Annotated in this window: 4 protein-coding genes and 1 pseudogene; 3 read left to right on the top strand and 2 right to left on the bottom strand. The window is 69.6% G+C overall.

Going from position 1 to position 4268, the window contains the following annotated elements; genetic code table 11:
* A pseudogene (locus QH283_RS10865) lies at positions 1-360 on the bottom strand (GNAT family N-acetyltransferase); the annotation flags it as partial.
* Positions 361-556: 196 nt separating this feature from the next.
* Here QH283_RS10865 and gap point away from each other — a divergent pair.
* The 3 genes from gap to tpiA are packed head-to-tail and all read left to right on the top strand — an operon-like array spanning position 557 to position 3599.
* Positions 557-1576: a type I glyceraldehyde-3-phosphate dehydrogenase gene (gene gap / locus QH283_RS10860; protein WP_280502891.1), complete on the top strand. Its 1020-nt coding sequence runs from the start codon at positions 557-559 to the stop codon at positions 1574-1576.
* Positions 1577-1580: 4 nt separating this feature from the next.
* A complete protein-coding gene (locus QH283_RS10855; protein WP_280502890.1) occupies positions 1581-2813 on the top strand; it encodes a phosphoglycerate kinase in 1233 nt (410 codons plus the stop codon).
* On the top strand, positions 2814-3599 hold the full coding sequence (tpiA, locus tag QH283_RS10850) for a triose-phosphate isomerase (RefSeq protein WP_280502889.1): 786 nt from the start codon (positions 2814-2816) through the stop codon (positions 3597-3599).
* A 159-nt stretch (positions 3600-3758) separates the two neighbouring features.
* Here the strand turns inward: tpiA and QH283_RS10845 are convergent, their stop codons facing one another.
* Entirely contained in the window at positions 3759-4103 is a 345-nt protein-coding gene (locus tag QH283_RS10845; RefSeq protein WP_280502892.1) for an META domain-containing protein, read from the bottom strand.
* Positions 4104-4268: the final 165 nt, after the last annotated feature.

Here is a 4268-nt window from a genome sequence, read left to right as displayed (position 1 = left end):
GTACGGCGCCAATGCCGCCTCGGCGGCTTCCTGCGCGGCGGCCCGTTCACCCGCCAGTTCGGCCAGTCGCGGGGCGAGGTCGGCGAAGACCGGGCCGAGATCGACGTCGGGGGTGGTCCAGACCGCGACGGCGGTGTGGTCGTCGGTGACCCAGACCCGGCCGTGCGGCAGCCCGACGTGGGTGAGGAACAGTTCCTGCACGGCCAGTACCCGCCGCTCGTGGTCGCGGGCGTCGGTCACGTGCCTGGTCCACGGGTAGTCGGCGAAGGCGCGGGCGAGGGTGCGGGCGGCGGACGGGATGTCGGCGGCGGTCGCCGGCCGTACGAGGACCGCGGACGAGGGCGACTGGTCGGTACTCATCGCCGCGATCATGCCGCCGGACCGCTGCGCGACGCCACCGAATATTCGCCTCGGCGGTGTGAAAACCTCCATCGGCCGTGCTCGCGGCGGGTGTGAGCCCTCACGAATCGCAGGCGCGTGTCGGAGAGGTGTGCCCCTCCGATTAGGGTGGACGGCGCATCGGAATTTATCCGCTTGAAAGCTGAGGAGCGATAACGTGACTGTCCGGGTAGGCATCAACGGCTTCGGCCGTATCGGACGCAACTTCTTCCGGGCGGTGGAGGCGCAGAAGGCGCTGGGCACCACCGACATCGAGATCGTCGCGGTCAACGACCTCACCGACAACGCGAGTCTCGCGACGCTGCTGAAGTACGACTCGATCCTGGGCCGTCTGCCCAAGGACGTTTCGCTCGACGGCGAGGACACCATCGTGGTGGGCGACCAGCGGATCAAGGCGCTGGCCATCAAGGAGGGCCCGGCGGCGCTGCCGTGGGGCGACCTGGGCGTCGACGTGGTCGTCGAGTCCACCGGCATCTTCACCGACGCCACCAAGGCCAAGGGCCACCTGGCCGCCGGCGCCAAGAAGGTCATCATCTCCGCCCCGGCCAAGGGCGAGGACATCACCATCGTGATGGGCGTCAACGACGACAAGTACGACGGCAGCCAGAACATCATCTCCAACGCCTCGTGCACCACCAACTGCCTCGGCCCGCTGGCCAAGGTCCTGCACGACGAATTCGGCATCGTCAAGGGCCTGATGACCACCATCCACGCCTACACCCAGGACCAGAACCTGCAGGACGGCCCGCACAGCGACCTGCGTCGCGCCCGCGCCGCCGCGCTGAACATCGTGCCCACCGGCACCGGCGCCGCCAAGGCCATCGGCCTGGTGCTGCCCGAGCTGCAGGGCAAGCTCGACGGCTACGCGCTGCGTGTCCCGGTCCCGACCGGCTCGGTCACCGACCTGACCGCCAACCTGGCCAAGTCCGCCACCATCGAGGACATCAACGCCGCGATGAAGGCCGCCGCCGAGGGTCCGCTCAAGGGCATCCTGAAGTACAACACCGACCCGATCGTCTCCAGCGACATCGTCACCGATCCGCACTCCTCGATCTACGACGCGCCGCTGACCAAGGTCATCGACGACCAGGTCAAGGTCGTGTCCTGGTACGACAACGAGTGGGGCTACTCCAACCGCCTGGCCGACCTGATCGGTCTCGTCGCGAAGTCCCTCTGATCGCATGGCTGTCAAGACACTCCAGGATCTGCTGAACGAGGGTGTCGAAGGTCGGGGCGTGCTGGTGCGCTCCGACCTGAACGTCCCCCTCGACGACAACGGGCAGATCACCGATCCCGGGCGGATCCTCGCCTCGATCCCGACGCTGAAGGCGCTGGTCGAGGCCGGTGCGAAGGTGGTCGTCACGGCGCATCTGGGTCGTCCCAAGGGCGAGCCGGACCCGAAGTACTCGCTCGCCCCGGTCGCGGCGAAGCTGGCCGAGCTGCTCGGCCGCAACGTCCAGCTGGCCGGCGACGTGGTGGGCTACGACGCGCTCTCGCGCTCGGAGGGCCTCACCGACGGCGACGTGCTGCTGCTGGAGAACGTGCGCTTCGATCCCCGCGAGACCAGCAAGGACGAGGGCGAGCGTGGCAAGCTTGCCGCGGCCCTGGTCGAACTGGTCGGCGACGACGGCGCGTTCGTCTCCGACGGCTTCGGCGTGGTGCACCGCGCGCAGGCCTCGGTCTACGACGTGGCCAAGCTGCTCCCCCACTACGCGGGCACGCTGGTCGCCGCCGAGGTCGACGTGCTGGCCAGGCTGACCGACAACACCGAGCGGCCCTACGCGGTCGTGCTCGGCGGCTCGAAGGTCTCCGACAAGCTGGCCGTCATCGAGGCGCTGGCGCCGAAGGTCGACACCCTGGTGATCGGCGGCGGCATGTGCTTCACCTTCCTCGCGGCCCAGGGCCTTTCGGTCGGCGGTTCGCTGTTGCAGGAAGAGATGATCGACACCTGCAAGGGGCTGCTCGAGCGCTACGCCGATGTCATCCACCTGCCGCACGATGTGGTGGTGGCCGACAAGTTCGCCGCCGACGCGGACTCGAAGGTCGTGGCGGCCAACGAGATCCCGGACGGCTGGCTCGGCCTGGACATCGGTCCCGAGTCGGTGAAGCGGTTCGCCGCGCTGCTGACCGAGGCCAAGACGGTGTTCTGGAACGGCCCGATGGGCGTGTTCGAGTTCGAGAAGTTCGCCGCGGGCACCCGCGGTGTCGCCGAGGCGATCGTGACCGCCACCGGCAAGGGCGCGTTCACCGTCGTCGGCGGTGGCGACTCGGCCGCGGCCGTGCGCGCGCTCGGACTTCCCGAGGACGGCTTCTCGCACATCTCCACCGGCGGCGGCGCGTCGCTGGAGTACCTGGAGGGCAAGGAACTGCCCGGTATCCGGGTTTTGGAAGACACTGCCCTGGAGGGCCGCTGAATGGCACGTAAGCCGCTCATCGCCGGCAACTGGAAGATGAACCTCAACCACCTCGAGGCCATCGCCCTGGTGCAGAAGATCGCTTTCGCGTTGCCGGAGAAATACTTCGAGAAGGTCGACGTCGCGGTGATCCCGCCGTTCGTCGACCTGCGCAGCGTGCAGACGCTGGTGGAGGGCGACAAGCTGCTGCTCACCTACGGTGCGCAGGACGTCTCGGTGCACGAATCGGGCGCCTACACCGGTGAGATCGCCGCGAGCATGCTCGCCAAGCTGGGCTGCACCTATGTGGTGGTCGGGCACTCGGAGCGTCGTCAGTACCACAACGAGGACGACGCCACGGTGCTCGGCAAGGCCAGGAAGGCGCTCGAACACGGCCTCACCCCGATCGTGTGCATCGGTGAGGGCCTCGGCGTCCGCGAGGCGGGCACGCACGTCGAGTACAACCTCGAGCAGTTGCGCGGTTCGCTGAAGGGCCTGTCGGCCGAGCAGATCGCGAAGGTCGTCATCGCCTACGAACCCGTGTGGGCGATCGGCACCGGCAAGGTCGCCTCGGCGGCCGACGCGCAGGAGGTGTGCGGCGCGATCCGCGCGGAGCTGGCGCAGCTGGCCTCGCCGGAGGTGGCCGCGCAGGTGCGCGTGCTCTACGGCGGTTCGGTGAACGCCAAGAACGTCGGCGAGCTGGTGGCCCAGCCCGATGTTGACGGCGCGCTGGTGGGCGGAGCCTCGCTCAAGGGCGACGAGTTCGCCACCCTGTCGGCCATCGCCGCGGGCGGCCCGCTGCCCTGATCGGCCCGACACGGCTGAACGGATCGGCCCGGTATCTCCTGGAGCGGGGTACCGGGCCGAGTCGTCTCTCGACCCGCTCGGAGTCGTCGCGCGGGTGCCCGGCTGGTCCAGCGGAGGGAGTCGGCCCGCCTGTGCCCGAGGCCGGTGGCCCCGGAGCAACTACTCGGCGCTCAGCACCAGCCCGATACCGCTCTTGCGGGAGAGGGTGAGCCGGTCGCCGGAGATCGCCGCCTCGGTGTTCTCGATGAGCACCGACAGCACCGCGTTCTCGACGGCCATCCGCTCCGGCTCGCACATCATCCGGGTGGTCCCGACCCGGAAGTCGATCGTCGCGGTGGTCGCGGTCTCGTCGCGCACGGTCGCGGTGCCGATCAGGTTGTTGCAGCCGGCCGAGCCGGACACCGCGCCGTCCTCGGCGATCAGCAGGTGGGCCTGCGCGGCCACCGGGTCGAGTGCCTCGTCGGTGCCGAGCACCTCGGTGACCGCCCAGGTGGTGCCGCGCAGCGGGCGGTCGGGCGCGGGGTCGGCGGTGGCGGGGGAGTCCCCGTTCGCGCCGCAGGCGCTGAGCAGGCACGCGGCCCCCCCCCCCCGGGCGGATGCAACCGAACGTGGCCCCCAGAACGAGAATCAAACCCGGTTCCCCGCCCCTCCCCCCCCAAAGCAAGGCCC

Source organism: Nocardia farcinica (assembly GCF_029867845.1).
GTDB lineage: Bacteria > Actinomycetota > Actinomycetes > Mycobacteriales > Mycobacteriaceae > Nocardia > Nocardia farcinica_A.
This window is presented reverse-complemented; position numbering and strand designations above follow the sequence as displayed.

What these genes read in the sequence shown, in the direction of transcription:
- QH283_RS10855 (WP_280502890.1), top strand. Translation starts at nt 1,581, where the DNA reads ATGGCTGTCAAGACACTCCAGGATCTGCTGAACGAGGGTGTCGAAGGT.
- tpiA (WP_280502889.1), top strand. Translation starts at nt 2,814, where the DNA reads ATGGCACGTAAGCCGCTCATCGCCGGCAACTGGAAGATGAACCTCAAC.